We start from the raw sequence: 26,325 nt of genomic DNA, 5'->3' as shown, positions 1-26,325 counted from the left end.
GGCCGCCGCGACATCGCTGCCGCCGTCACACGATCCGCCGCTGTGCCTGAGAGCGCGACAGCTCGTAGGTCTTGACCAGCCAGAACGCCGCGAACGCGTAGAGCGCCGCCGCCTCCCCGGCGAACAGCGCCACGGACGGTCCGGCCACCCAGGCGACGAGGACAGCGAGGGCCGGCAGGGTCACGACCAGCACGGCCAGGGCCCGGTAGGCCACGCGATACCGGCGCCGCAGGGTCGGATCCGGGAGTGATCCGAGGGTCTCCTGCCCGTAGAAGAAGATCGACAACGCGGCCAGGACGAAGAACCCCACCGCTGCCACCGCGTGAACGGCACCCGCCACCGTGAGCCCGGGCACAGACGAGTCCCCCGTCGGGACCAACGCCACCACTATGGTCAGGATCCCGGCTCCGTTGAGCAGCGCGTTCTCGCCGCGGGTGTAGCCGCGGTAGGCCACCAGCGCGACGCCGATCGCGACGAGTATCCCCACGAAGAGACTGCGGGCCGGTGAGTAGTAGAAGGCGCTGAGCGAGCCCATCATCGTCACGCCGGGGTCGAGGGCCACCCAGAGCAGAAGGGCCGCCGGGAGGAGGAGCGCACCGGCTGCGATGACCATCCGGAGGACGAAGTACGTCTCCACGATGTAGGCCGCGGGCGCCTCGCAGAAGGTGGCCGGGTCGCCCTGTGCCGGGCCGCTAGGCGCTGGATATCTCGGCGTCGGATCGCTCTGCGCTGAATTTTCCTGTGGCTGACGCATGCTCACACCTCGACTCGGTCTCCCGTTCACCCTCGCAGTCGGGTGCCGGTCTTGGTGTAGATCCGGTTGAGGTGACCCTCCACGGTCCGCTTGGACAGGTGCAGCTCGGCTGCGATCTCGGCGTTGGTCAACCCCTGGCCCACCAGGTCGGCCACCTGAGACTCGCGGCGGGTCAGTGTGACGCCGGGCGGGACCGAGCGAGCGGGGCCGGCGAGACCGGTGAGACCGGCCAGCGGCCCGCTGATCTCGGTGGTCGCGAGCATCCGTTCGGCCTGGGTGTGGTGTTGCGATCCCGAGGTGGCCAGGCTGCGGGCGCGGTCGGCGGCCGCCGCGGCCACCATGAGCAGACCCACACCACGGGCCCGCTGGGCCGCGTCTAGCAGTCGTCGGGGATTGTCCGCCAGGTTCGCGGCGGCCAGGTCGCGCACCAGAACGGGCACCTCACCACTGACCTCCAGCTCGGCCACCATCCGGCAGCTCTCGGGATCGGCCATCAGCACCCCGGCCAGGGCGGCGCGAACGGCGGCACCGAGCAGCCCGTCGTCGATGAGGGATCGGACGATGTCGCGCGCCCGGTCGCGCTCGTCGAGGCAGAACAACACCCCTGCTTCGGCTCCACGGATCTCCGGCCCGACCGGCGAGTTGGCATACCCGTGGACGGAGCGGAGGCGCCGCAACTGCTCTCTCGCGGTCGCGGCCTGCCCGGACAGGGCCGAGATCAGGGCGCACAGGGAGATGGCGCGTGGGAGGAAGTCCTCGGGGCCGTCCACCTCGATGGTGTCGAGGGCATCGGACGCGGCGCTCATGGCCGACGGCAGGTCACCTGCGGCCAGGGCGATCTCCGCGTCGGCTATCCGGCGCATGCCGTGGTCGAGTCGCACGGAGTCGTCCTGCTCGATCGCCACGAAGGGCGCGAGCTCCGCGAACAGCGCGTTCACGCCGAAACCGTGCAGGACCACGTAGAGCAGCGCCGCGAGGTACTCCTCCGACGCCCACGCCTGGTGGTCCATCGTGCGCGAGCGGCGGGCCAGCCGCCGCAGGACGGCAAGCGCGGCGTCGGACTGTCCGAGGGCATCCAGCGCCAGGGCGTGGATCGCCTCGATCCGCCGCTCCCGGTCGGCCGGCAGCGGTGACGGATCCGCCGCGTGCGAGGCGAGCCCGCCGTACGCGCGGGCCGCCTCTCGGTAGCGACCGGCGTAGGACAGGTGCACCACTACCAGTGCGTCCAGCACCGAATGCGCGGGGTGACCCGGCGTCAGAAGTCCGTGGGCCGACTCGATCAGCGACAGAGAGTTCTCGGGGCCCCTGTCGCGGTAGTGCGCGAGGTCCGCCCGGGCTGTCACGTTGTCGATCAGCACCCTGGTGAAGTCTGGGCCACCCGGCTCGTCGTCGTCACCACTGAGCCCCGCGGGTGCACGCAGTCCGGCCGATACGCGCGGTCCGGCCGCCGCTCGCAGACACTCCAGCGACTGCTCGAACATGTCGGCCGCCTCGTGAAGCCTGTCCAGTAGGCGCAGGCACGAGCCCGCGAGCAGGAAGAGCTCGGCCTGCTGCAGCGGCGTCATCACCAGTCCCGCACGCTGGGTGGCCTCCGACAACTCGACGCCGGTGCGGTAGTCGTGGCCGTCGAGCGCGGCGTGGGCCGCGGCCAGGACCGAGGGGGCGTCCACGCTTCCGCCGTGGGCGGAGGGGTCGTTGGCCAGTGCCCACAGCACGATCTGCGGGTCGGGTCGAGTGGCTCCGGGGAGGGAGAGCACGGCGTCGTAGGTCTCCCGGCGCCGGCGATGGTCCGCTCCGGCCCGGAGCGCGGCGGCGAGGACGGGCGGTTGCACGGTGAGCACGTCCGCGCCGTCGTGCCGGCCTTCCCTCAGGAGAGCCCGGGCGACCAGGTCGCCGACCACCTCGGCGCCGTGGAGGTGCTCGAGGTCCCGGACCGTGAGGCGTCGGGCGAGAGCCGCGGTGGTCAGGGCGTCGGCCGCGGTGGCCAGTGCGTTGGCCGCGGTGGCCATCACGCCGGGACCGATCCACAGGTGCGGGTCCACGGCCACGCCCGCGATCGCGGTGGCAGGGTCCACCGTCAACTCCAACCGATCGCACGTGCGGCGGGTCAACCCTCGGGTCGCCAGGTCGTCGTAGGTGGCGCGCAGGGCGGTGAGGTTTCCGTGAGAGCACGCCCACAGCGCCTCGACCAGCCGCGCCGACAGTCGGACCCCGACGGCCGCCGCGACCGCCGCCTCCGATTGCCCGCGCGTGAGGCTCCGCACCGGGAGCCGCGTGGTGCGTACGGTCACCTCGTCGCGGCACCACTCCGGGAGTGCCGCACCCACCCGGGCCGAGGCCACCAGCACCGCGCCCTCGGGCAGGGCCCGTGGTGCCTCGGCCCTGTCCAGGTCGTCCCACACGGTCACCCGGACTCCGGCAGCCCGCAGTCCGGCCGCGATGTCGGCGGCACAGCGGCTGGCTCCCGCGCCCGGCGGCCCCACCACCAGCACCCCGCGCCGGGTATCGACGCACAGCGCGACCGCGCGGGCCACGGTGTCCGCCCGCAGTACTGCACGGGACTTCCTCCACGCGGGCACCAGATCCACCTCCAGTCCGGCCGCGTCGAGGCGCCGAAGGGCACCGCGTCCGCGTGAGTGCACCACGAGCGCACGGAGCCACGGGTCGAACCGGGATACCGAGCACCAGTGTGGCGCAGCAAAAATCAGGTGTGCCGCACTCTATCGACACCTGTCTATCACGTCAGAGGATTCAGACACCCTGATCCGTGCTGCCCCACGAGGGTGCGGCCACCGACCCGAAAGGCCATTTCGTGAGCCGACCGCTCTCCGTCTCGATCGCATCGTGGATCTGGGTCTTGTGTGGCATGTTCACCACGGTCACCCTCGCCAGCGTAGTCACCGCGACCGACATCCTGGCGCTGGTCGCGAGAACGGGTGTCGACGATCCCGCCCGGGGCGGGGTCGGGGCGAGCCTGAGCGGGGCCGAGCCGCTCGGTTGGGCCGGGTGGATCCTCGCGATCGTCCTGTTCGCCGCCATGGTGGTGCAGGTGGTGGCCGCCTCGAGACTCCGCGACGGCGCTCGCTGGAGCCGCGCCCTGCTGACGTCCACTGCGAGTGTCTCGCTGCTGGTGGTGCTGTACGACCCGACGCTGTGGTCGGCGTGGGTGCTGCTCGTCGCCAACGGCGCGGCGCTGGTGTTCACCTACGACGACCACGCGTTGGACTACCTGGAGTCACGACCGGAGCAGCTCGTCTCGGTGTGACGACGCCGCAGCCGGCCCCGGTTGTAACGCAGCGGGGTCTGCGAGCCAGGGTGCGACACCACCCCGGCTGAACGTGGGGAGGACAGAGGACGCCCAGGACGATCCGCCTCTCCCCCACCGGCTCACCTCTGCCGCCGCCGATCCAGCGGGACGACCGTGGGTGTTCCCGTGACGGCGTCGGGAACGATCAGGCAGGGCAGGCCGAAGACCTCCTCGACCAGGCCGGCGGTCAGGACCTCGGCGGGAGAGCCGGTCGCCACTACGCAGCCGTCCCTCATCACCACCAGATTCGTGGCGTAGCGTGCGGCCTGATTCAGGTCGTGGAGCACCGCTATCACCGCGCGGCCGGCTCCGTGTTGGTCACGGAGCAGGTCCAACACCTCGTACTGGTGGGCGATGTCGAGGTAGGTGGTGGGCTCGTCCAGCAGCAGGATGGGCGTCTCCTGCGCCAGCAGCATCGCGATCCACACGCGCTGGCGCTGGCCGCCGGAGAGTTCGTCGACGAACCGCCCCGCGAGGTCACTCACGCCGGTGGCCGCCATCGCGGAGGTCACGGCGGACGCATCGGCGCGGCTCCACTGGCGCAGCGGGCTGTGGTGCGGGTGCCGTCCCCGGGACACCAGGTCGTCGACCCGGATCCCCTCGGGGGTCACGGCTCCCTGCGGAAGGAGCCCGACCCGGCGCGCGACGTCCCTGGTGCGGAGTCTGTGGAGGTCGCGGCCGTCGAGGAGGATCCGGCCCTCTCCGGGAGCGATCACCCGGGCCAGGGCTTTGAGCAGTGTCGACTTGCCGCACGCGTTGGGTCCCACGATCACTGTGAACGCGTCGTCAGGTAGTTCCAGGTTCAGGTCATTGGCCACCACGCGGCGCTCGTAGGCGAGCCGCGCCCCCTCGACCGCGAGCCCCGGCGTGACGTCCGGGGCGGCTCGATCGGAGGAGGTGCGACCCGGAACCTCCCGGGAGGTGAGGGGCATCAGCCCAGGATCTCCTGCACGTCGTCGAGGATCTCACCGGCGCCGAGTACGCCGATGCCGAGCATCCAGGCCTCGTCCTCGACCTCGTGGGCCTGTCCGGATCGCACGGCGGGCAGGTCGCCCCACAGGCCGGTCACGGTCGCCATGGTGGTGGCCGACGGGTCGCCGCCGAAGTTGGTGAAGAACACCACGTCGCCGGTGATCTGCTCGTAGAGCTCCGGGGACAGCTGGGCCATCGAGTACTCGTCCCACTCGCGCTCGCCCAGGTCGAAGCCCATCTGGGACAGGATCGACCCGGAGAACGTCTGGGGTCCGTAGAGACGGAAGTTGTCGGGGAGGAACCGCACGATCGACAGGGTTGTGCCGTCGGCCCCCACTTCGGCGCCGACCTCGGCGATCCGGGTGTCGAGGTCGTCGATCAGCTGCTCCATCTGCTCGTCCTCCCCGACGGCCGCAGCGGTGATCCGTGCCTGCTCCTGCCAGTCGGTGCCCGAGTTCTCGGAGAAGACGGTGGGGGCGATGCCGGAGAGCTCGTCGTAGATCGCCTCGTGCCGCACCTTGGCGCCGATGATCAGATCGGGTGCCAGGGCGGCGATCTTGTCGATGTCGGGCTCCGAGGTCAGGCCGACGAATTCGACGTCCATATCCCCGAGGTACGGCGGGGTGCCTGATCCGGCGGCCGCCTCCGTGACCCCGACCGGGTTCCGACCGAGCGCGACGAGTGCGTCGAGGTGCGGCGAGTCGAGCACGACGACCCTCTCGGGCGCCCCGTCGACAACGGTCTCCCCCATCGCGTGGGTAACGGTGTACGCACCATCGCCAGTGGTCTCGGAGGTGTCCCCGCCACCGGAGCAGGCCGAGAGGGTCAACACGGAGGCGACGGCCACGGCGAGCAGGGAGGTCAGGGATCGGCGTCGCGGGAGTATCGGAGTCATGGCCGCCAATCCAACCACACGTAGGCCAGGCTGCCCTAACAAAGGTCGTCGTCTACAGTTCCACCGTGGTTCCCGCACCGATCCCCGCCTCCGAGACCGCCGCGCGGCCGGTGGTCCCCGGCCGTCGGCAGCCCGACGTTCGGCTCGTTCTCGGTCTGGCGGTGGCCGTGGCGGCCCTGGCGGCCGCGGTCGTGGCCAGCCTGGCGATCGGCGCCCGGCCGATCCCACCCGCCGAGGTGGTGGGGGCACTTCTGGGGCAGGGCACGCAGAGCGTCGTGGGGATCGTAGGCGAGCTCCGGGTCAACCGGACGGTGCTCGGGCTGGTGTGCGGGGCCGCGCTCGGCGCGTCCGGTGCGCTCATGCAGGCCGTGACCCGCAACCCCATCGCCGACCCGGGGATCCTCGGTATCAATGCCGGCGCCGCCCTGGGTGTGGTCGCCGGTGCGGCGGTGACCGGAGGACTCGGCCTGGCCTCCACGGTCTGGTTCGCGCTCGCGGGCGCGGGCGCCGCCTCCGCGGTCATCCTGCTCCTCAGTGCGTCCGCGATGGCGGCGTCATCACCGGTGCGGCTGACATTGGCCGGCGTGGCGTTGGCCGCAGTGCTGTCCGGTCTCAGCCAGACGTTCGTCGTGCTGGACGAGTCGATCCTCCAGGCGTACAGCTTCTGGCAGGTCGGCTCGCTCACCGCGCGTTCGGTCGACGAGGTCACCGGCGTCATCCCACTCGTGGTGGCCGGCGCGGTGATCGCGCTCCTGCTCCTGCGCGGCCTCGACGCGATCGCGTTGGGCGACGACTCGGCGGTGGCTCTGGGCGTGCGCCCCGGATGGATACGGGTGTGGTCGCTCGTTGCGGTCGCACTCCTAGCCGGGACGGCGACCGCGCTCGCCGGCCCCATCAGTTTTGTGGGCCTGGTGGTGCCCCACCTCGTGCGCGGTCTGGTCGGCCCGAGCCTTGTCCGGGTGGTGCCGCTGTCCATGGTGCTCGCCCCGGCGTTCCTGCTGGTGGCCGACGTGATCGGACGCGTGATCGCGGGCGGTTCGGAGACCGCCGCGGGGGTGGTCATGGCCTTCATCGGCGCACCGCTGCTCATCGTCTACCTGGCCGCGGGCCGCCGCGGGGGTGTGGCGTGACGGCCACCGCCCTGCCCACGGGGGAGAGCCTCCTCTCCGCGCGCGGGTACTCGGTGCGGGTGCACAGGCGCACCGCCTGGGTCACCACCGCCCTGGCCCTGCTGATCGTGGTCGCCGTCGCGGCCTCTCTCGTGATCGGCGAGTTCGCGATCTCCGTACCCGACGCGGTCGCCACACTGCTCGACGACGCTCCGGACCGGACCACGCGGTTCTTCATCCAGGAACGCCGTCTGCCCCGCGCGCTGATCGCGGTCGCGGTCGGAGCGGCGCTGGCGACCTCGGGCGCGCTGTTCTGCACACTCACGCGAAACCCGCTCGCCAGTCCGGACATCATCGGCATCACCCAGGGTGCGTCCGCGGGCGGGGCCACGGTGATCCTCGTGCTGGGCGGGGGAATCGCGCAGGTCGCCTCGGGAGCTCTCGTCGGCGCGGCGCTCACCACGGGTCTCATCCTGATCCTGACCTGGTGGCGCGGACTCAGCGGCGCGCGACTGGTCCTGCTCGGTGTGGCGCTGGGAGCACTGGCGATGGCGTACGTGGCGCACCTGCTCTCGCGCGGCTTTGTGGCCAGCGCGGTCACCGCTCAGATCTGGCTCACGGGTTCGCTGCAGGGCCGGGGTTGGTCCGATCTCAGGCCGCTCGCGTGGGTTCTGCTCGTGGCCGCGGTGGTCATCATGAGCCAGACCAGGGGCCTGCGAGCGCTCCCGCTGGGCGACGACCTCGCGGTGGCCCTGGGCGTATGCCTGCGCCGCACCCGGCTCGTTCTGCTGGCAGCGGCCACCGTGCTGGCCGGGATGGCGGTGGCGACCGCCGGCCCGATCTCCTTCGTGGCACTGGTGGCCCCGCACCTGGCCCGACTGCTCACCCGAAGCGACCGGGTCCTGCCGGCGGCGCTGATGGGCGGGTTGCTCCTTCTGGTGTCCGATCTGGTGGCACAGCACGCGTTCGGTCTGCCGATTCCGGTGGGTGTGGTCACCGTGGTGCTCGGCGGGGTGTTCTTCCTGGGTTTGCTGTGGCGAGAGGGCCGGCGCCTCTGAACCGCGGGCACCCACGGTCTCCACCTCCGCCGCCACACCCGCGGGCACGCCGGGCGGAAGCCGTGCCAAGGTGGGGCATGGCCAATTCCCTTCCGTCAGACCCGGATCCCAGCGACTCCCCCGACCTCGATGCCGGCGGTTCGCCCACGGGACCGCAGACGCCGGACTCGGATTCCACGTCGCTGGCCTCCGACAGCGCACGCACCGGGCAGAGCCCGACCAAGTCCGGGTCCAGAATCGGGATCTACCTGCTGTTGGGGATCATCGTGCTGATCGTCCTGGTCATGGCGGTGGGCCTCGTGGGACGGCTGTTCGGCCTGGGCTGACTGGCCTGGGCTGACGGGACCCAGTCACCGCCACGAACCTCACCGGCCGGCGCTGATCTCCTGCCCGCGATCGGTCTGCCGGGTGAGATCCGCCGTGGCCGAGGTGCCCCGCAGGGTGACGGCGGTCCAGAGGGCGGCGACCACCATGATGATCGACCCGAGCACACCCACCGTGGTCAGCGCGTCGGTGAACGCCGCCTGCGCCGCGGTGATCAGCACCTCCGCGACGGAGGCCGGGTACTGATCGGCGACGGTGAACGCCTCGGCGATCGTGGCGCTCGCCCGCTCCAGCTGCGCCGGCGACACCACGGCCGCGGCCCCGGGGTCGCCCAGCAACTGACTGCGGTACACCGCGGCCAGCACCGACCCCAGGATCGCGGTCCCCAGGGCGGTACCGAGCTCGTAGGCCGTCTCGGAGATCGCAGCTGCCCGACCGGCCCGGGCGGGTGGCGCGGAGCTCATGATGATGTCGTTGGTCAGCGTCATGCCCACGCCGCCGCCGAGGGAGACCAGGCTCAGGGCCACGATCACCGGGACCGGGCCGGAGTCGGGGGTCAGTCCCAGCATGAGCCCGAACCCGACGGCCGCCAGCAGCAGTCCGGCCGTGACCAGGATCGCTGCGCTGATGCGTTTGACCAGGGCTGCGGCCACGAACGCCGCTACCGCGGAGACGGCCATCGCCGGCAGGAGCCACAGTCCCGCCCGCATCGGGGACAGTCCCACGACCAGCTGCAGGTACTGGGTCAGCGCCCACAGGGAACCGATCAGGGCGAAGATCGACAGCAGATCGGCCACCACCGCGCCACGGAACGCCCGCGCACGGAACAGGTCGACGTCCAGCAACGGGTTCGCGAGACGCAGCTGGCGGCGCACGAAGACCGCGCCCACGGCCAGCCCCGCCGCCACGCACAGCACCCCGGTGACCGCGCCCTCTCCGGCGACGAGGGTCTTGAGCCCGTAGACGGCGCTGAGCATTGCCACCAGCGACATGGCCGCACTGACCAGGTCCAGCGACCCGGGTGAGGGATCGCGGCTCTCGGTGAGCAGCACCGGGCCGAGCACCAGGAGCACCACCATCACCGGGATGTTGATGAGGAACGCCGACCCCCACCAGAAGTGCTCGAGCATCCACCCGCCCACGATCGGACCGGCGGCCGCCCCGAGCGTCCCCGCCATGGACCACACGGCGATCGCGAAGCGCCGCTGCGCGCGGTCGATGAACATCGCGCGGATCAGCGAGAGCGTCGAGGGCATGATGGTCGCCCCCGCCAGACCCAGGAGCGCCCGGGCCAGGATCAGCTGCTCGGAACTGGTGGCAAAGGCCCCCGCCACGGACGCGGCGGTGAACAGTACGGCCCCGATGAGCAGCAGCTTCTTCTTGCCGATCCTGTCGCCGACCGCACCCATGGTCACCAACAGGCCGGCGATCATGAACGAGTAGATGTCCATGATCCACAGCTGCTGGGTGGCCGACGGTGACAGGTCGGCGGCGATCCCCGGCATCGCGAAGATCAACACGGTGGCGTCGATCGCCAGCAGCAGCATCGGCAGGGCGAGCACGCCCAGCGCCGCCCACGTCCGGGCTGTGGCGCGCGGTGGGGCGTGTACGGACGTCATTGGGGACCTTTCACTGACTCGTCGACTCACGCGGGCTGGCGATCGACGACGATGCGAGACAACCCTGAAGCGGAGTCGTCGGTCCTTTTATGGAACACTATTGTTCCACTACGGTCAACTAGCGTCTCGTTATGGTGGATCGGGTTATCGTGGAGGAGATGAACTCGCCGAAGTCCACGCCGCAACCACCTGCGGAACCACCGCCGCGCACGCCGCCGCACCCGCCCGAGACCGGGGCCCGGGCCCGCACGCGGAACGCGATCCTCGACGCCGCAGTCGACGTGCTGGGGGCCGACCACCAGGCCTCGCTGGCGGACGTCGCGGCCGCCGCCGAGGTGGGGCGCACGACCGTGCACCGCTACTTCCCCGAGCGTGCGGACCTGATCCACGCCGTCGTGCACCACGTGGTGGAGCTCAGCCGTCAGGCCATCCAGCGCGCGGAACCGGATTCCGGCCCGCTGCACGACGCGCTGCGACGCGTGGTGGAGGAGCACATCGACCTGGGCTCGATCCTGATGTACATCTTCCTCGAGCCCGTCATCAACGCCGATGCCTCGCTGGTCAGCGCGCTGCGGACCATGGAGGAGGCGATCGAGCAGGTACTGGGACGGCCGGATGCCGGGCTCAATCCCGACTTCCCCGTCGCCTGGGTTCGCCGGACCTTCTGGGGCCTACTCTACGCCGGGTGGGAGACCGCACAGGCCGGTGAGATGCCCCGACACCAGATCGTCGACTCCATCATCACGACGCTGCGATTCGGCGTGTACGACCCGGCGAAGGCCTGAGTTCCGCCGCAGCTTTCCGCGCGACCACTCGGCGGCTTGGTCGATCGATCACCCAGCTCCCCCGCCACCACCCCGAGCGGGTCCACCCGTCAGGAAAGCGACACCCCTAGGGCCCGAGCGCATGCGAAAGTAATCGCCATGCACACCCAGGCCCCAGGCTCCGCCCTCACCCGATTCCGTCGTCCCGCAGCCGCGGCCATGGCTGCCACTCTCGCGGCTGCCGGCCTCGTCGTCGTCGCCCAGACCGCCGCACCCGCCGCCCACGCCGCGCCCGCGTGGGGGCCGTGCCCCGAGACGGTCACGACCGCCTCCGCGGTGTGCACGACCGTGAGCGTCCCCGTGGACTACTCGGCTCCCGAGGGCGACCGCATCGACGTGACGGTGTCCAAACTCCCGGCGCGCAGTCAGGCGGCCAAGCGCGGGGTGTTGTTCGGCAACGCGGGTGGGCCGGGCGGGGATTCACTGACGTATTTCGACAACAACGAGCTGTTCACCTGGCCCGATGCCCTGCGGGACGAGTGGGATCTCATCGGCGTCCAGCCGCGGGGGTTGGCGCACGCTGGCCCGCTGGAGTGCGCGCCGCTGGACGCAGCCGACCCGGTGATGATCGCCACCAACCTGGGCGGCGCGCACCGGGCCTCCTGCGAGCAGGCCAGCGGCGGCTACTGGCGCCACCTCACCACCGAGAACACCGCGCGCGACTGGGAGGAGGTCCGCCGCGCGCTGGGCCAGGAGCGCATCTCCATCCACGGCCTGTCCTACGGCACGCTCCTGGGTTCCACGTACGCGACCCTCTTCCCCCAGCACACGGACAAGCTGGTCCTGGACTCGGGAGCGCACCCTGACTGGATGTGGAACGACGTGCTGCTCGAGCAGAACGAGCCCTACAAGCAGCGCGTGGTGGCGATGTTCGACTGGATCGCCGCCAATGACGCCGTGTACGGCCTCGGCGACACCCCGCTCAAGGTGTACGAGCGCTGGTCGCAGCGGGTGATGGCCGAGTCCGGCACCACCCCGACCCTCTCCCCTCCCCCGGCACGGATCGGCGACGTCCCTCCGGAGTGGCAGGCGCTCGCGCAGCAGTACATGGACGGCGTCACGCTCACCGGGCCGCTCCGGGCGCAGGTGGAGGGGCTGCTCAACCAGCTCCGCACCCCCGGTGCGGTGCAGGCCCTGTCCCCGATGCTCGGCGCGACCCGCGGCCTGGCCCCGCAGAGCTCGGCGTGGCCGGTGATCGCCGAATCCCTCCGTGACGGGACGCCCGTCGGGCCGCAGGACCCGCAGATGCCGGAGCTCCCGCAGGAGGCTGTGATCGCGCTGAACATGCAGTCCGCCGTGCTGTGCAACGAGAACCGGGTGGCCCCGCGGCCGCTCGACTACCCCGGGTTCCTGTGGACGCAGTTCGTCACCGGGGACATCTTCGACGCCGTGGGCCTGACCTACAGCTCGGGCGCCGCCTGCGCCGGCGCGCCGCCGGTCGCTACGCCCGTTGAGGTCCACAACGCGGGCCTGGCCACGGCGCCGCTGCTGATTAACTCACTCGCCGATCCGCAGACGCCGTACCACGGTGCACTCGCACTGGCCGAGCGCATGGGCGCGCACGTGCTCACCGTCGAGGGTGGCGACCACGGGCAGGTGGCCAAGGGCAACACCGTTGTCGACGACGCAGTGGTGGAGTACCTGCGCACCGGCCATACCGGCGTGACCCGCGCGCCGGCCCCGCCGATGCCGGTGGCGGGGTAGTTGATCGGGGCCACACCCCACCAGCGCCCCACCGCATCTCACCGTTCCGCAGGTCCACGCGCAGAACGGTCATTACCCTGCCTGACATGAGTCAAGGTGCGTCACTCCTGCGGGTCGGGATCGCTTATGTCATCGCCATCGGCGCCGGGTTGGCGTGGCTGTTGTGGGGCCTGGACAGCGGCCAGCTGTGGTTGGACGGCCTGATCGCCGACCTCATCGCGACCGTCGTGATCTTCGCGTTCAGCCGGTTCTACGGGAACTCCACCTTCTACGACGCCTTCTGGTCGGTCATCCCACCGCTGCTGGCGTTCTACTGGTGGATCGCCGCCGACGCGGGCGTGAACGACGTCCGCTGGTGGCTCATGATGATCGTGCTGCTGGCGTGGGCCGTCCGCCTGACCGCCAACTGGATCCGCACCTTCCCCGGCATGCATCACGAGGACTGGCGCTACCCGATGGTCCGCGAGCGCGCCGGTCGCTTCGAGTTCGTGGCCGACCTCATGGGCATTCACGTCTTCCCGACCCTGCAGGTCTTCGCCGGACTCGTCCCCGTCTACGTGGTGGCGACCAGGGCCGGGGAGCCGCTCGGTTGGCTGGACTTCGTCGCGTTCGGCGTCGGCCTGGCCGCACTGGCCCTCGAGACGATCGCCGATCTGCAGATGCACCGCTTCATCGCCACCAGGAAGCCGGGCCAGGTCATGGACACCGGTGTGTGGTCGTGGTCCCGGCACCCCAACTACTTCGGTGAATGCGGGATCTGGTTCTCCATGGGCCTGTTCGGACTCGCGGCCTGGCCCGGCGCGTGGTGGGTGTTCGTGGGCACCTTCGCCATGGTGGCGATGTTCCTCTCCGTGAGCATCCCGATGATGGAGCAGCGCAGCCTCGAGCGGCGGCCCGAGTACGCCCGGGTCGTGGAGCGGGTGTCGCTGTTCATCCCGCGCCCGCCCAAGAAGCTCCCGCCCGAGAAGAGCCGGACCACGACCTCCGCGTGAGCCGCCCCCGGATCGTCGTCGCGGGCCTGGGGGACACCGGCGTCCTCACCGCGATCGCGCTGCGGAGACTCGGCGACGTCGTGGGCGTCACCGCCAAGCCGGAGTTCGTCAGCGGCCAGGAACTGGGCCTCCGCCTGGCCCGGCCCGAGGCGTGGACGCGCGACTACCGCATCGACTACGGCAGGTTCCGGGGACTCGACCGCGTTCGCATCGTGCACGGCAGCGCGACCGCCCTCGACACAGAGAACCGGACCGTGCGCGTGAGGCTCGCGGACGGCTCAGCGGGTAAGGGTTCAGCGGGTGACGGCACGGTCGTCGAGGAACCGTACGACGTCGTCGTCATCGCCACCGGGGTGACCAACGGATTCTGGCGCCACCCCACCCTCCAGGACTCCCGCGGCGTCGACGCCGACATCTCCCTCCCCCACCAGCGCATCGCGGGCGCGGAGTCGGTGGCGATCATCGGCGGCGGCGCGGCGGCCCTGAGCTCGGCGGCGCAGGTGGCCGAACGCTGGCCGGACAAAATCGTAGATCTCTACTTCCCCGGCGACCGCGCACTGCCCCATCACCACCACCTCGTCTGGGACCGGGTGCGCTCACGACTGGAAAGCCTCGGCGTCGGCCTGCATCCCGGTCACCGCGCGGAGTTACCGGGTGGGATCGGTGGCGGCCGGAGTGGGAGCCACGACGACCTTGATGACGACGACGAGCACCTCACCAGCGCCACCGTGAGCTGGACGACGGGTCAGGCACCGACCACAGCAGATGTAGTGGTCTGGGCGATCGGCCGCGTCTCGCCCAACACCGGGTGGCTGCCCGCAGAGATGCTCGACGATCGAGGGTTCGTCCGCGTGGAGCCGACGCTGCGGGTGCCCGGGCACAGCGACGTGTTCGCAGTCGGCGACGTGGCCGCCACCGACCCGCTGCGCACCTCCGCCCGCAACCGCGGACACCTCCTGGCCGCACGCAACATCCGCGCTCACCTCGCGGGCAGCCCGCTGCGCGAATACCAGCCACCGAGGCGCCGGTGGGGCTCGGTGCTCGGGCCGCTGAGCGACGGACTGATCGTCTTCACCCCGCCCGGCCAGGGGATCCGCGTCCCCGCGCCGGCATCCGATGTGGTGCTCCAACGGCTCATCACCCACCAGCTGATCTACGGCGGGGTGCGCCGGCGGGCTCGGTGAGTGCCGGTGAGGGTCGGTGACTTCCGGCAACGGACTGCAGGGCCTGTGACCGGGCTCATGGGCCCTGACCTGCACGGAAGGCGCTGCGGTCGCACGCTCCTGGCGGCGGCGCTAAGTTCGAAGCATGCCTGAATTCACCGTTCCCGGATTGTCCAACTCCGATTCCTCGACGCTCGTAGACACCCTGCAGAAGCGACTCACGGCGTGCAACGATCTGCACCTCACGCTCAAGCACGTGCACTGGAACGTGGTGGGCCCCAACTTCATCTCGGTCCACGAGATGCTCGACCCGCAGGTCGAGTTGGTCCGCGGCTACGCCGACGTGCTGGCCGAGCGCATCGCGACCCTGGGCGGCTCGCCGGTGGGCACGATGGGCGCCAACGCCGACCACCGGTCGTGGGACGACTACTCCCTGGGCCGCGACACCGCCCAGGCCCACCTCGGCGCCCTGGACAAGGTGTACGACGGGATGATCGGCGACCACCGCAAGGCCATCGCCGTGGCCGGCGAGGTGGACCCGGTCACCGAGGACATCCTCATCGGGCAGACCGCCGAGCTGGAGAAGTTCCAGTGGTTCGTCCGCGCCCACCTGGAGAACGCCTCGGGTCAGCTGTCCACTGCGGGCGACTCGACCGAGAAGGGCGCGGCCCGCGACGCCACGGCGTGATCGCACCCGGCTGAGGCACACCGCCCCAGCCCTCTAGCACGACCACCGACGGGCCGGATTCCCACCAGGGAGTCCGGCCCGTCGTCTGTCTCTGGCCAGAGCGCCGGGGGTGCGGTGGGGGGTATGCAGCTGGGCGCTGCCGACAGGGAACGCCGGCCACGGCCGCCAGCGGTGGCGCGGAGGCCCTGCGAGCGCATACTCGCTCAGTGCCCAATACCGACCTCATGTTCGCGGTCATCGGCGCGGCCCTGCTCATCGGGTCGTTCCTCCCGCGCCTGCTCCGCGAGCGGGTCCTGTCCGCGCCGATCGTGGTGGTGGGCGTGGGCATGGTCATCGGCTGGCTGATGCCTACCGAGTCGCAGCTCGTCGACGTGATCGAGCACGCCGAACTGGCCGAGCGGATGGCCGAGATCACCGTGATCGTGGCGCTCTTCGGCGTGGGCCTGGCCCTGGACCGGCCGCTGAGCCTGCGCGGGTGGACCACCACTTGGCGACTGCTGGCGATAGGCATGCCTCTGTCCATCGCGGGCGTGGCGGTGCTGGGGTGGTGGGTGCTGGGGCTGACCCCCGCGGTCGCCGTGCTGCTCGGGGCGGTGCTCGCGCCGACGGACCCGGTCCTGGCCTCCGACGTGCAGGTGGAGGGTCCGAGTTCCGGGGAGGAGGTCGACGACGAGCACGACGAGGCCCGCTTCGCCCTGACCTCCGAGGCCGGGCTCAACGACGCCCTCGCGTTCCCCTTCGTCTACCTCGCCATCTACCTGGCCACCAAGGGGGATCCCGGCGAGTGGCTCCTGGGCTGGGCGGCGTGGGACCTGGTGGGCAAGACGATCATCGGCGCGGTGGTGGGCTACCTCCTCGGCCGCCTCATCGGCGCCGCGGTCTACCGCGTGCGCGTGGGTGACCACCGACTCGTGGGATTCGCCGAGCCCGCCGCCGCCGTGGCCACGCTCCTGCTGGCCTACGGCGTCGGCGAACTGCTGGGCGGCTGGGGCTTCCTCGCCGTGTTCTGCGCGGCGCTCGGTGTGCGCGCGTCGGAGCGCGACGACGAGCGGCACGAGCACTTCCACGAGTTCGTGCAGTACACCGAGCACCTGCTCACCCTGCTCGTCCTGCTGGTGATCGGCGCCTCGTTCGTCTCGGACGCGCTCCCCCGCCTGCAGTGGACCCACGTGGCGGTGGCGGCCGGGGTCCTGCTGGTGATCCGGCCCCTCACCGCCTGGATCTCGCTCCTGGGGGACCGCAAACTCCGCCGAGACGAGCGCATGGTGGTGTCGGTGTTCGGCGTCCGCGGCGTCGGCTCGCTGTTCTACCTCTGCTACGCCATGGGGTACTTCCCCAAGGAGGACGGCTGGTCACTGTGGCCGCCGGTGTCGCTGGTCATCATCGCCTCCCTGGTCCTCCACGGCGCGAGCGCGTCCCAGGTCATGCGCGCTCTGGACCGGCGGCGGGCCCGCGCGGGGGCCTGAGCGCCGATTCGGGAGGGCGCGCCGCCCTGAGGCCCCCGCCCGTGACGCCCCCCGCTCCCCACGGCTGGGCCCGCCGTCGCCTCTACAACTGCCGTGCCACCTCCGAGGCCACCAGCTCCAGGTGATCGAGGTCGGACATGTCGAGGACCTGCAGGTAGATGCGCGTCGCGCCGATCGCCGCATACCGGCCGATGGTGTCGACCACCTGATCCGGGGTTCCGGCCGCGCCGTTGGCCCGCAGTTCTTCCGGATCCCGGCCGATGGCGCCGGCGCGTCGGCCGAGCTCGGACTCGTCGCGGCCGCAGCACAGGACGAGGGCTGCCGAGCGCACGATCTCTCCCGGCGCCCGTCCGCGCTCAGCGCACGCCTCGTCGACGCGGCGGTACTGGGTCGCGACGGTGTCGACATCGGCGAAGGGCACGTTGAACTCATCGGCGAACCGGGCGGCGAGCGCGGGGGTGCGGCGCTTGCCAAAGCCACCGACGATGACCGGCGGCCGCTGCTGCAGCGGCTTGGGCAGGCCGGGTGAGTCGACCAGCTCGGTCCTCTTGCCCCGCACAGTGACCGTCTCCCCCTCGGGGGTCGACCACAGGGTCTCCAGGGCGCCGAGGGTGTCCTCGAGCATGTCGAACCGCTCGCCGATGGGCGGGAAGGGGATGCCGTAGGCGGTGTGCTCGTCGGCGTACCACCCTGCGCCGAGGCCCACGTCCAGGCGTCCCCCGGACATCTGGTCGACCTGCGCGAGGGAGATCGCCAGCGGGCCTAGGTGACGGAAGGTCACTGAGGTCAGCAGGGTGCCTAGCCGGATAGAGGTGGTCTCACGGGCCAGGCCGGCCAGGGTGAGCCAGGCGTCGGTGGGTCCGGGCAGACCGCTGACGTCGCCCATCTTGAGGTAGTGGTCCGAGCGGAAAAACGCCTCGTACCCAAGGTCCTCGGCCGCGCGGGCGACCGCGAGCTGGTCGGCGTAGGAGGCGCCCTGCTGGGGTTCGACGAACACGCGCAGCGCGACCTTGCCGTCAGGCGTGCGGTCTGTGGCGGAGCTGGGCGCGGCGTTGGCGTTGGGCACGGACTGGCTGGAGTCGGCTGGCATGACGTCCAGAATGCCCTCGCCCGATCAGGCGTGCCAGCCGCCGGGGCTGCCGTGCATCTCTGGTGGCGGGGCCGGGTCTCCACGGGGCCGGGTCTCCGCAGCGGCGGCTCACCGCGGGGCCGATGCACCACCGCAGAGCACTCCCTGGGCATTCCCCGTCGCGCGGTCACACCTGATCACGTTTCCCCAGGTGGATTCTCCCGAGAGCCGTCAGCTGTGACCACTCGCCGAGCGGGGCAGGTCCCGTTTCGTCGTGGGCACCGGCCGACAGAGCGGTCCCCGCGGTCGATCGCGCGACGCCGTGCTGCCGCGCACTCGATCGCGTCGCAGCTACTGTTGCGCCCGCCCCTTGGGCCGGTACACACGGCCGAAGCTGCGCGGGCTATCAATGTAGATCTCTACGAGTTCCCAGTCGACCCGACGGCCACCGGGCACGTCGAAGATGCGGATGCCGTCGCCCAGGAACACGGGCGCCACGAACACCTGCAGCTCGTCGATCAAATCGTGCTCGAGGGCCTGCCGCGCGATGTCGGCGCTGATGATCTGCACGTTCCGCGTCCCGGCGATATCTCGTGCCCGTCGGACAGCCTCGACTATGTCGCAGTCGAGGGCTATGACACTGGGATCGTCGGCCAGGTCGTCGGGCCGGCGGGTGAGGATGAACTCGGTGCCGGACCAGGCGCCGCCGTAGGCCTCGGCGGTGAGCTCGTCCCGCTCGCCGCGCTGGGTCTTGGCGGCGTCGTAGCCGTCCCTGCCGGCGATGATCACCCCGACGTCCGCCGCCATCCGCTCGACAGTGCCGTCGGCGAGCGGTTCGGCGGCCTCCATCCAGCTCATGTCGTGCCCGGGTCCGGCGATGAACCCGTCGATCGAACTCGTAAATCCCCACACGACCTTGGCCATGTCTCCACGGTAGGCCCGAGCGGGCTCCCCCGACAGCAACTGGGTAGCGACGCCGAGGGGTCGACCACGACTATGGCCGACCCCTCAGCCCCGACTACGGCGGGTCTACTCGCAGGCGATGCCGTCGTTGTCCCGGTCGAGCGCCGGCCGGTAGAGGGGATCCCCCCGGTAGATCGGCGCGACGCCCAGCTGCCTCGCCTCGGTGCAGTTGGCGACGTGACGCACCGGCGCGGGAGCCGGAGGCTGGACGCGGACCGGAGCCGGAGCCGGAGCTGGAGCGGGCGCAACGTGAACCGGCGCCGGTGCGGGAGCCGCCGCAGGCGCGGGAGCAGGGGCCGGCGGCACGAAGGGGGTCGCCCACACGAACGGGAACGGGAGCGCGGGCAGCGGCGCAGCCTCGGACCCCATCGGCACGGGCACCACCACGGGCGCGATATCCGGCACCTCGACGACCCAGGGGCCGACGTGGATCTCGGCGGCGGAGGCGGCGGGGGCGCCGAAGAGCAGTGCTGCAGTCGCCAGACCGAGCGCGACAAGAGGACGAGCGTTCATGGGACCCCTCAGGGGATTCTGAGCCGGATGATCGGTGTGGATAAGACTCGACTCACAGTAATGCACCAATGTTGTCCGCGCTCACGTTAGGGCCAGTAACCTCCTTCGAAGTCGCCACAATCGGTGGGGAATCTAGACACAGACGAGAGTGAATCGATGGTCAGCTACAGGCGCTCAAAGAAGGTCGGTCCGTTCCGGATTACCGCTAGCAAGTCCGGGCTCGGCGTGAGTGCCGGGGCCGGCCCGCTTCGGCTCACGCGCAGCGCGAAAGGACAGTACTCGCGGACGGTTCGTGTGCCAGGCACGGGGATCTACGACACTGCACGGCTCGGCTCAGGAGCCACGCAATCCTCATCCAGCGGGGCATCGCAACAGCCACCGAACTCGCCTCAAACCCCACCGCCGAATAACTCACGCAACTTCACTCCAGGATGCCTGGTCCTTGTGGCGCTCATCGGTCTACTGATATTTGCCCTGGCGCAATGCGGGGGCGACGGTGAAAGCTCCGTATCGCCAGCGCCTACCACGTCAGACTCCTCCTCGGAGCGTACGACTACCCCGTCGTCGCGCTCCACGGCCACCACGGCAACCAGCTCCACTGTCCCGGTCACCCAGAGCGAAAGCGCCGTTGCACCAGTTGAGCCGCCCCAGGACCAAGAGGCACCCCCTGCGCCAGTTCCTACCGTTGATGTTCCCGTCGTACAGGACACTGCGATCATTCCACCCCCTCCGCCGCAGCCGGTGGCGCCTCCCGTAGCGGCCAGCTTCAGTTCCTGCGCTGAGGCTCGCGCAGCCGGGGCCGCTCCGCTTTACGTGGGTCAACCGGGATACTCCACAAAGCTTGATCGGGACCGGGACGGTGTCGCATGCGAGTGACGTGGGTGACCCCCTGGTTGAGCACAAAGGGGCCCCGCGCAAAGACGTGGGGAGGCTTATCTCGCCGCGGCCTCGCGATGGCAGTAGCCGCTGCCGCGACCGCCCTCGCCACCGCGCCCGCGAGCGCGGCTCCAGCGGACCCGGGCCCCGACAAGCCAACGTCCCCACCGGGAGCACTGACGGCGGAGATCATGACCGATGTGCTCGGGGCAGAAGACCCCGACTTCTGGAACCCGGCGGCCCCCGGAACCCGCGTGCTGACCCCGGTCGACCCCGACCGCCAACTGTCCTGCCTAACCGGCCTAGTCCCGTTGCACGCCTGTTGGACGATCAACAGATTCGAGCTCGCCCCAGAGCACCGCCCCCTCGCCCACATGGACGTGCCCATGATCGGCGGGGCGCCGTTGCGCATCTGGGTGGATCTTCCCCGGTGGGGCGATGGCTCCACGGGCGAAGGCCGTATCGCCGAACTGACGGAAGAGGTGATCGTCTGGTGGCTCACCAACCCCACGCCGTCATAGCGGGCATCCTTCCGCGAGCCGTCGCGTGGTCACACCCGATCAGGTTCTCCCAGGTGAGTTTTCCCGACAGCGTTCAGCTCTGACCACTCGACGGGCGGGACCGGCTCTGCAACCTGGACACAGCCGGTCACCGCCGCCGCGCGGATCAGCCCGAACAGCGCGACGACGACAAGCCCCGCCCCGCGCCCGGCCGATCAGCTGCCCGCGGCCGCGCCGATCAGCTGCCCCAGGTCGAGCCCGTTGATCAGGTCGGCGGAGAACGTGGCCGGGTCGGCCCCGATGTCGCCGAGGGCGGTCGACCCGGAGGTCACCGATCCCAGGCCCAGCCCGTCGAGGCTGCCGGTCACGACCTCGGTCGGGTTGGGCTCGCGGATGGTCACGCAAGTGTTGATGGGGTTGGCCACCCTGTAGCCGCTCACCAGCGCCAGATTCGTGGCGGCGCCGGTGTTGAGCACGTCGCCCGGCGTGGCGTCTGCAGGAACGCGGTAGGTGGTCTCGAGCGTGGCACGCGCGTTGCCGGCGGTGGTCCAGCCGGCGCCCGAGTAGCGGACCGAGTTGGTCGCCGAGTCGCGGGTGACGTCGTTGGTGACGGTGGTCCACGTCTGCCCACCGAGCAGGTACCACACGCTTGAGCGGGCCTGGACCAGCTCGAACCCGGCCGGGTGGAAGTCCTGGATGGCCGTCACGAGCGCGCCTGCACCGCTGACTGTCGTCCGAAACGTCACTGTGCCGCCGGGCGCCGCGGTCCCGTCACCCACGACCTCTTTGTTGAGGTAGTAGTTGGTGCCCAGGGTGTTTATGTCGTTGAACGTCACGGTCTGGGCGGTGGCGCACGCGGAGGGGACGGCGCTGGCGACCGCGGCCCCGGTGCCGACGGCCAGCCCCGATGCGATGAGCAGTGCGGCGGCGCCGGTGGCGATGGAGCGAGTGGTGCGTGAGGTCATGTGGTCCCTGTCTTCAGGCGAGGGGCATCGAGCCCGCTCGTGTCGTAAATGGCGGGCCGTGAGGCGCGGGGTGCGAGTGACGGCGCGCGACGGCTGACCTCACCTTAAACTCCGCTTAGGAATCTCAGTGAGGTTACGTCCGTGAGGCATACTTGTGACGGGCGTCACTCGTCCGGTGCGCCCTTCGGCGAGTCAGCGAGGAGCGCCGCCATGAAGGCAGTCGTGTTTGAGGGCTTCAAGACCTTCCCCCAATTCAAGGACGTCGACAGACCCACTCCCGGCCCGGGCGAGGTCCTGCTCAAGGTGGCCGGCTCCGGCGCCTGCCACTCCGATGTGGGCTTGTTCCACGACTTCCCCGGCGACCCCACCGGTTTCCTCACCCCGCCGTTCACCCTGGGCCACGAGGTGTCGGGGTGGATCGAGGAGCTGGGCCCCGGAGTCACCGGCCTAAACGCCGGCGAGGCGTTCCTGGTCTACGGGCCGATCGGTTGCGGGAGGTGCAAGCCGTGCTCGCGGGGGCAGGACACGTACTGCCAGGACGTGCCGTCAGTGGGGTATCTGGCCACGGGGCTCGGTCGCGACGGCGGCATGGCCGAGTACATGACCACCAACGCGCGCAACCTCATCCCGCTGGGCGACGCCGACCCCGTGGCCGCCGCTCCCCTGGCGGACGCCGGCCTCACCCCGTACCACGCCATCAAGCGAGTGCTGCCCGACCTGACCACCCCGGGCGCGACCGCCCTGTGCATCGGCCTGGGCGGGCTCGGCCTGGTGGGGGTGCAGATCATCCGGGCCATGACCGGGGCCACCGTGTACGCCACCGATACCAAGCCGGAGGCCGTCGCCGCCGCGGAGAAAGACGGGGCGATCGGCCTCCCGAGCGAGGGGGCCTCCGAGAAGCTCACCGAGTTCACCGGCGGCCGGGGCGTCACCGCGGTGTTCGACTTCGTCGGCGCGGCCCCGACCCTCGAGCTCGCCGCCGCCAGCGTGGCTCAGCAGGGCTCGGTGACCGTGGTGGGCCTGGCCGGCGCCGACTTCCCGTGGAACGTCTTCCGTTTGCCGTACGAGGTCAACTTCTCGTCCACCTACTGGGGAACCCTCGAGGATCTCCACGAGGTGGTGGACCTGTACCGGGCCGGCAAGATCAGTCCGGAAGTCCACGTCTACCCGCTCGACCAGGCGCTGGAGGTCTACCAGAAGCTTGTCGACGGCAAGGTCAGCGGACGCGCGGTGATAGCCCCCCACCGCGACGCCGACTAGCCCCCGCAGGCGTCAGTCGTCAGACACCGAGACGCTGACCTCGATGTTGCCCTTGGTGGCGCGGGAGTAGGGGCACAGCTCGTGGGCGAGCTTGGCCAGTTCGTCGGCCTGCTCGGACTCCAGGTCGGGGATCACCACTTCCAGGTCCACGGTCAGGTCGATGCTCTGCTCCCCCGACGCCACCAGCGAGACGCGGGCGCCGACCGACGAGCCGTCGATCTTGACCTTCTTCATCCGCGCGGCGCTCTGAAGCGCGGAGTGGAAGCAGGCGGCGTACCCGGCGGCGAACAGCTGCTCGGGGTTGTTGCCCTCCCCCGACCCGCCGAGTTCCTTGGGTGGGGCCATCTCCAGGTCCACGGCGCCGTCCTCGGTGGCAACGTGGCCGTCGCGGCCTCCGCCGGTGGACAGGGCTTCGACGGTGTACAGCGGATCTGCCATGACAGTGCCTCCTGGGTTGAGGGTGTGAGTGCGGCCCAAGGTACGCCTCGCCGGCCACTGGCACCGTTCGCCGCAGGATGCTTAGGGTGGGGGCACGAGAGGGCCGCGAGCCGCTCACGGCCTCACGAGAGTAAGTGGGACGAGGAGGAGCCTGAGATGTTTGCCGAGGACCGCCCCGATCCGGATGAGTACACCCCGGAACCGGATCCCGTCACCGCAGCCGAGGAGTACGCGCCCGAGGTGAGCGTCGACGACCCCACCCGCGAGGCCAACCCCGCCGACGTGGCAGAACAAATGGTGGTGGTGCCCACCGACGACGACGTCGACCCGGATCTCACCGACGAGGACTGACCGCGCGACTCAGTGATCGCAGTTGGCCAAATCGGTCTCGGCGAGCGGCTTCCCCTCGGGGATCACGTAGGTGACCATCAGCACCACGTCCTCATCGCCCTCGTTGCGCCCTTCGTGCGGGTAGCCCGCTCCCTCGATGATCGACTCGCCGGCGCTGTAGACGTGAACGCCTCCGGGATAGATGGGGGCGTAGTGGGTGAGTTCGCCCTGCTCCACCACGGCGATCAGCTGCCCGTAGTGGCAGTGTTCCCCGGTGCCAGCCCCTGGCTCGATGGTGATCTCGCGGAAAGTCACCCCCACACCCGCAGTGCCGCCGTCGACCTCTACGTCGACCGGCCCGTCCTGTTGGCCTGCGGCGATGTCGACGGCGCGGACGGGCTCGGCGGTTTCGGTCGGAGCCGGTGGCTGCGCGTCCGTCACGGACTGCGGAGCATCGGGCGAGCATGCGGCCAAAGTCACCGCGAGTCCAGCGGCGACAATGATTGAGCCGGTCGTGCCTATTGCGCCCCGGATCGATGAATGCGGCATACCCAGTCCCCGTGTCTGCTCAGACTGACTAGGGAGTCCGGTCAGTGTGGGGCAACGCTACCGCGCCGGTCATCCCTCCCGATCGTCAACGACCAAACAGATGAAGAACTACTGATCTGGCGCGAACTGGTCTCGCCGGCAGGTGGCGATCTGCCCCTCGCGCACGTGCACTGGACCGTGGTGGACCCCATCTTCATCCAGGTCCACGAGGTGCTCGATCCGGGAGATAAAATGGCCATCGGCTGCGCGAACGTGTTTGCCCCGCACATCGCAGAAATGGGCTGATCACCGTTTGATACGGTCGGCCGAGCATTTCGCGCTCCAACCCCACCAACACTTGCCATCCGGAGACGCCAGCGGAAGACAGGTCACACCCTTGATCCCCACCTCACTGTGTGCGTGCGGCCCTGCAGGACGGAACAGACACAAGCTTAGTAGCCGACAGCAAACAACTGTCCTAGGAAAACGCGCTCCACCAACTGTCCAAATCGAACACATAGACGTTCACATGCCGAGTGACCAGACAGTAGTGCAAGGATTCATCCCGCCTTCGCCGACGGAGTGGGTGTCGACAGAAGTTGGCATGTTTGAAGTAGGGCTAAATCCGAGATCGCACGAAGAACAGCGTCGCCCGCGGGCCGCACGGATCCGGCTAGACGAGCGGTGGATGCTAGAACCCCGCCGGGGGGGGGCATCTGGAGGTACTTGAACTCCGCCCGGGGAGGGGGGCAGCTGGAGGAACCTGCCAGAACTCATCCCAGTATTGCCCCCACCAAAGCAACCAGACCCAGTTGATGCCGCGGGCTCCTAGGATCTAGGCGATGCCCGCCGACCGGAAGGCCCGATGAACGAACGCATTTTCATGTCAAGAGCGGATATCTCCGACGCCGAAGAGGACGCCGTCCGACGGGCCATCCGATCCGGGTGGGTCGCTCCACTCGGACCGGAAGTGGACGCCTTCGAAGCTGAAGTCGCCCAGCGGGTGGGCGTGAAGGGAGCACTGGCCCTTTCTTCAGGTACCGCCGCGCTTCACCTGGCCCTCCTGCATCTCGGCGCACGGCCAGGCACTGCAGTGGTGGTCTCGTCGATGACATTCGCCGCTTCCGCCAACGCAATCGCCTACACCGGGGCTGAACCCGTATTCGTTGATTCGCAGGAGCAGGATGGCAATGTCGATCCCGAGCTTCTATTCGAAGCCATCGACACGCTCCGTGGAGAAGGCACCGAGGTTGTCGCGGCGATGACTGTTGACCTGCTGGGTCGCTGCTGCAATTACACGGCAATAGAGGCTGGCCTGGCTGAACGTGGAGTGCCGCTGCTAGAGGACGCGGCAGAGTCCCTTGGCGCCTCACACGCCGGACGTCCAGCCGGCGCCTTCGGGCAGGCCGCTGCGCTGTCTTTCAACGGAAACAAAATCATGACGACCTCGGGCGGGGGAATGCTCTTGTCAAATGACGAGCAACTCCTTGATAGAGCTAGATACCTCTCCACACAAGCCCGGCAACCCGTACCTTGGTACGAGCACACAGAAATCGGATATAACTACAGGCTGTCGAACGTCTTGGCCGCACTTGGACGGGCGCAGCTGGGCCGTTTAGACGAGATGATACATCGTCGCCGTGTGATTCGCCGTCAATATATGAACGCGATCGCAAGCCTTGACTTGCGATTCCTTGGAACAGCCGATGCAGATGGATCAGATGTGGAAAACTGCTGGCTTACCGCCATTATTCTGGGAGATGACATTCCACACACCCCTGACGAGGTCATTGGCAGGATGGACAAAGCCAATATCGAGGCGCGGCACCTTTGGAAGCCAATGCATTTGCAACCAGTGTTCAGGAACGCTCGAAGCTTCAGTACAGGCACCTCCGAGAGATTATATCGTAGGGGAATTACCCTTCCGAGCGGCTCCGAACTCCCAGATAGCGCGACGACTCGAGTCATAGAAGTCTTAAATATACTATCGCGGTGACCGCCTGACGAC

26 protein-coding genes are annotated in these 26,325 nt (G+C 69.7%); 15 read left to right on the top strand and 11 right to left on the bottom strand.

Annotated features, from left to right (window positions below; genetic code table 11):
* Positions 1 to 25: 25 nt before the first annotated feature.
* Positions 26 to 754 (bottom strand): hypothetical protein, encoded by a 729-nt coding sequence (locus tag ABIE38_RS13100; protein WP_354056934.1) that lies wholly within the window; start codon positions 752 to 754, stop codon positions 26 to 28.
* Between the two features lie 26 nt (positions 755 to 780).
* On the bottom strand, positions 781 to 3,399 hold the full coding sequence (locus ABIE38_RS13095; protein WP_354056932.1) for a LuxR C-terminal-related transcriptional regulator: 2,619 nt from the start codon (positions 3,397 to 3,399) through the stop codon (positions 781 to 783).
* 167 nt (positions 3,400 to 3,566) lie between these two features.
* Between ABIE38_RS13095 and ABIE38_RS13090 the strand changes: the two genes are divergently transcribed.
* Positions 3,567 to 4,019, top strand: a complete 453-nt coding sequence (locus ABIE38_RS13090; protein ID WP_354056930.1) for a hypothetical protein — start codon at positions 3,567 to 3,569, stop codon at positions 4,017 to 4,019.
* Positions 4,020 to 4,141: 122 nt separating this feature from the next.
* On the opposite strand, the gene ABIE38_RS13085 is transcribed toward ABIE38_RS13090, so the two are convergent.
* A complete protein-coding gene (locus ABIE38_RS13085; RefSeq protein ID WP_354056928.1) occupies positions 4,142 to 4,993 on the bottom strand; it encodes an ABC transporter ATP-binding protein in 852 nt (283 codons plus the stop codon).
* On the bottom strand, positions 4,993 to 5,928 hold the full coding sequence (locus ABIE38_RS13080; protein WP_354056926.1) for an ABC transporter substrate-binding protein: 936 nt from the start codon (positions 5,926 to 5,928) through the stop codon (positions 4,993 to 4,995). The genes ABIE38_RS13085 and ABIE38_RS13080 overlap by 1 nt, the downstream gene beginning before the upstream one ends.
* A gap of 65 nt (positions 5,929 to 5,993) precedes the next feature.
* Here ABIE38_RS13080 and ABIE38_RS13075 point away from each other — a divergent pair, with 65 nt between their 5' ends.
* The 3 genes from ABIE38_RS13075 (at position 5,994) to ABIE38_RS13065 (ending at position 8,421) form a co-directional block, all read left to right on the top strand.
* A complete protein-coding gene (locus ABIE38_RS13075) occupies positions 5,994 to 7,058 on the top strand; it encodes a FecCD family ABC transporter permease (protein WP_354056924.1) in 1,065 nt (354 codons plus the stop codon).
* Positions 7,055 to 8,095, top strand: coding sequence for a FecCD family ABC transporter permease (locus ABIE38_RS13070; RefSeq protein WP_354056922.1), 1,041 nt, complete (start codon positions 7,055 to 7,057; stop codon positions 8,093 to 8,095). The genes ABIE38_RS13075 and ABIE38_RS13070 overlap by 4 nt, the downstream gene beginning before the upstream one ends.
* A 77-nt stretch (positions 8,096 to 8,172) precedes the next feature.
* A complete protein-coding gene (locus ABIE38_RS13065) occupies positions 8,173 to 8,421 on the top strand; it encodes a DUF6480 family protein (RefSeq protein ID WP_182610564.1) in 249 nt (82 codons plus the stop codon).
* 39 nt (positions 8,422 to 8,460) lie between these two features.
* Here the strand turns inward: ABIE38_RS13065 and ABIE38_RS13060 are convergent, their stop codons facing one another.
* On the bottom strand, positions 8,461 to 10,038 hold the full coding sequence (locus ABIE38_RS13060) for an MFS transporter (protein ID WP_354056920.1): 1,578 nt from the start codon (positions 10,036 to 10,038) through the stop codon (positions 8,461 to 8,463).
* A 158-nt stretch (positions 10,039 to 10,196) separates the two neighbouring features.
* On the opposite strand from ABIE38_RS13060, the gene ABIE38_RS13055 reads away from it, so the two are divergent.
* From ABIE38_RS13055 to ABIE38_RS13030, 6 genes are all read left to right on the top strand, one after another.
* On the top strand, positions 10,197 to 10,823 hold the full coding sequence (locus ABIE38_RS13055; protein ID WP_354056918.1) for a TetR/AcrR family transcriptional regulator: 627 nt from the start codon (positions 10,197 to 10,199) through the stop codon (positions 10,821 to 10,823).
* 138 nt (positions 10,824 to 10,961) lie between these two features.
* Complete coding sequence (locus tag ABIE38_RS13050) at positions 10,962 to 12,566, top strand: alpha/beta hydrolase (protein WP_354056916.1); 1,605 nt, start codon at positions 10,962 to 10,964, stop codon at positions 12,564 to 12,566.
* Positions 12,567 to 12,652: 86 nt separating this feature from the next.
* The gene (locus ABIE38_RS13045) at positions 12,653 to 13,558 is read left to right on the top strand and encodes a DUF1295 domain-containing protein (RefSeq protein WP_354056914.1); all 906 of its coding nucleotides are present in this window, start codon (positions 12,653 to 12,655) and stop codon (positions 13,556 to 13,558) included.
* Entirely contained in the window at positions 13,555 to 14,742 is a 1,188-nt protein-coding gene (locus ABIE38_RS13040) for an FAD-dependent oxidoreductase (protein WP_354056912.1), read from the top strand. The genes ABIE38_RS13045 and ABIE38_RS13040 overlap by 4 nt, the downstream gene beginning before the upstream one ends.
* A gap of 124 nt (positions 14,743 to 14,866) precedes the next feature.
* Positions 14,867 to 15,409: a Dps family protein gene (locus ABIE38_RS13035; RefSeq protein ID WP_354056910.1), complete on the top strand. Its 543-nt coding sequence runs from the start codon at positions 14,867 to 14,869 to the stop codon at positions 15,407 to 15,409.
* Positions 15,410 to 15,615: 206 nt separating this feature from the next.
* The gene (locus tag ABIE38_RS13030) at positions 15,616 to 16,875 is read left to right on the top strand and encodes a cation:proton antiporter (RefSeq protein ID WP_354056908.1); all 1,260 of its coding nucleotides are present in this window, start codon (positions 15,616 to 15,618) and stop codon (positions 16,873 to 16,875) included.
* Positions 16,876 to 16,957: 82 nt separating this feature from the next.
* On the opposite strand, the gene ABIE38_RS13025 is transcribed toward ABIE38_RS13030, so the two are convergent.
* The 3 genes from ABIE38_RS13025 to ABIE38_RS13015 all read right to left on the bottom strand — a co-directional run bounded on the left by ABIE38_RS13025 (position 16,958) and on the right by ABIE38_RS13015 (position 19,420).
* On the bottom strand, positions 16,958 to 17,965 hold the full coding sequence (locus tag ABIE38_RS13025) for an LLM class F420-dependent oxidoreductase (RefSeq protein ID WP_354056906.1): 1,008 nt from the start codon (positions 17,963 to 17,965) through the stop codon (positions 16,958 to 16,960).
* 330 nt (positions 17,966 to 18,295) lie between these two features.
* Complete coding sequence (locus tag ABIE38_RS13020) at positions 18,296 to 18,868, bottom strand: dihydrofolate reductase family protein (RefSeq protein WP_354056904.1); 573 nt, start codon at positions 18,866 to 18,868, stop codon at positions 18,296 to 18,298.
* 105 nt (positions 18,869 to 18,973) lie between these two features.
* The gene (locus tag ABIE38_RS13015) at positions 18,974 to 19,420 is read right to left on the bottom strand and encodes an excalibur calcium-binding domain-containing protein (RefSeq protein WP_354056902.1); all 447 of its coding nucleotides are present in this window, start codon (positions 19,418 to 19,420) and stop codon (positions 18,974 to 18,976) included.
* A gap of 156 nt (positions 19,421 to 19,576) precedes the next feature.
* Here ABIE38_RS13015 and ABIE38_RS13010 point away from each other — a divergent pair, with 156 nt between their 5' ends.
* Positions 19,577 to 20,296, top strand: coding sequence for a DUF4236 domain-containing protein (locus ABIE38_RS13010; protein ID WP_354056900.1), 720 nt, complete (start codon positions 19,577 to 19,579; stop codon positions 20,294 to 20,296).
* 191 nt (positions 20,297 to 20,487) lie between these two features.
* Positions 20,488 to 20,817 carry a hypothetical protein gene (locus ABIE38_RS13005; protein WP_354056898.1) on the top strand — a complete coding sequence of 110 codons (330 nt, stop codon included), beginning with the start codon at positions 20,488 to 20,490 and terminating at the stop codon, positions 20,815 to 20,817.
* A gap of 194 nt (positions 20,818 to 21,011) precedes the next feature.
* On the opposite strand, the gene ABIE38_RS13000 is transcribed toward ABIE38_RS13005, so the two are convergent.
* Positions 21,012 to 21,761: a hypothetical protein gene (locus ABIE38_RS13000; RefSeq protein WP_354056896.1), complete on the bottom strand. Its 750-nt coding sequence runs from the start codon at positions 21,759 to 21,761 to the stop codon at positions 21,012 to 21,014.
* 210 nt (positions 21,762 to 21,971) lie between these two features.
* Between ABIE38_RS13000 and ABIE38_RS12995 the strand changes: the two genes are divergently transcribed.
* Positions 21,972 to 23,021: an NAD(P)-dependent alcohol dehydrogenase gene (locus ABIE38_RS12995; RefSeq protein ID WP_354056894.1), complete on the top strand. Its 1,050-nt coding sequence runs from the start codon at positions 21,972 to 21,974 to the stop codon at positions 23,019 to 23,021.
* 12 nt (positions 23,022 to 23,033) lie between these two features.
* Here the strand turns inward: ABIE38_RS12995 and ABIE38_RS12990 are convergent, their stop codons facing one another.
* Complete coding sequence (locus tag ABIE38_RS12990; RefSeq protein ID WP_354056892.1) at positions 23,034 to 23,459, bottom strand: organic hydroperoxide resistance protein; 426 nt, start codon at positions 23,457 to 23,459, stop codon at positions 23,034 to 23,036.
* A 156-nt stretch (positions 23,460 to 23,615) separates the two neighbouring features.
* Here ABIE38_RS12990 and ABIE38_RS12985 point away from each other — a divergent pair, with 156 nt between their 5' ends.
* Positions 23,616 to 23,810, top strand: coding sequence for a hypothetical protein (locus ABIE38_RS12985; protein ID WP_354056890.1), 195 nt, complete (start codon positions 23,616 to 23,618; stop codon positions 23,808 to 23,810).
* Between the two features lie 9 nt (positions 23,811 to 23,819).
* On the opposite strand, the gene ABIE38_RS12980 is transcribed toward ABIE38_RS12985, so the two are convergent.
* Positions 23,820 to 24,269: a cupin domain-containing protein gene (locus ABIE38_RS12980; RefSeq protein ID WP_354056888.1), complete on the bottom strand. Its 450-nt coding sequence runs from the start codon at positions 24,267 to 24,269 to the stop codon at positions 23,820 to 23,822.
* A 913-nt stretch (positions 24,270 to 25,182) separates the two neighbouring features.
* Between ABIE38_RS12980 and ABIE38_RS12975 the strand changes: the two genes are divergently transcribed.
* Positions 25,183 to 26,313 (top strand): DegT/DnrJ/EryC1/StrS family aminotransferase, encoded by a 1,131-nt coding sequence (locus ABIE38_RS12975; RefSeq protein WP_354056887.1) that lies wholly within the window; start codon positions 25,183 to 25,185, stop codon positions 26,311 to 26,313.
* Positions 26,314 to 26,325: the final 12 nt, after the last annotated feature.

This window comes from Dietzia sp. 2505, assembly GCF_040546785.1.
Lineage (GTDB): Bacteria > Actinomycetota > Actinomycetes > Mycobacteriales > Mycobacteriaceae > Dietzia.
This window is presented reverse-complemented; position numbering and strand designations above follow the sequence as displayed.